We start from the raw sequence: 403 nt of genomic DNA, 5'->3' as shown, positions 1-403 counted from the left end.
TTCTTCTCCGTTAGTCTCACCATCACCATCACAGTCTGCGGCTGCCCATACGGCATAATTCTCATCACTTACATCTGGCACCGTTGCTGTTCCACTTACATCACATGGATCGGTTGGATCGGATCCATTCATGTCTTCTGTTCCGTTGGTCTCACCATCACCATCACAATCGGCGGCTTGCCAAATTGGATTACTCGTATCGGCTGTACTTCCTGCTGTAAATACACATGGATCTGCTGGGTCTGGATCGGTTCCGTTAGAATCTCCATCGCCATCACAATCAGCGGCTTGCCAAATTGCATTACTCGTATCTGCTGTACTTCCTGCTGTAAACACACATGGATCTGTTGGGTCTGGATCGGTTCCGTTAGAATCTCCATCTCCATCACAATCTGCTGCTTGC

1 protein-coding gene is annotated in these 403 nt (G+C 48.6%); it reads right to left on the bottom strand.

Annotated elements, in window-relative coordinates; all coding sequences use genetic code 11:
* A partial coding sequence (locus IL45_RS15075; protein WP_036579779.1) for a hypothetical protein occupies positions 1-403 on the bottom strand: 403 nt, incomplete at both ends.

The sequence above is a fragment of the Nonlabens ulvanivorans genome (assembly GCF_000732625.1).
In the GTDB taxonomy this organism is placed as follows: domain Bacteria; phylum Bacteroidota; class Bacteroidia; order Flavobacteriales; family Flavobacteriaceae; genus Nonlabens; species Nonlabens ulvanivorans.
This window is presented reverse-complemented; position numbering and strand designations above follow the sequence as displayed.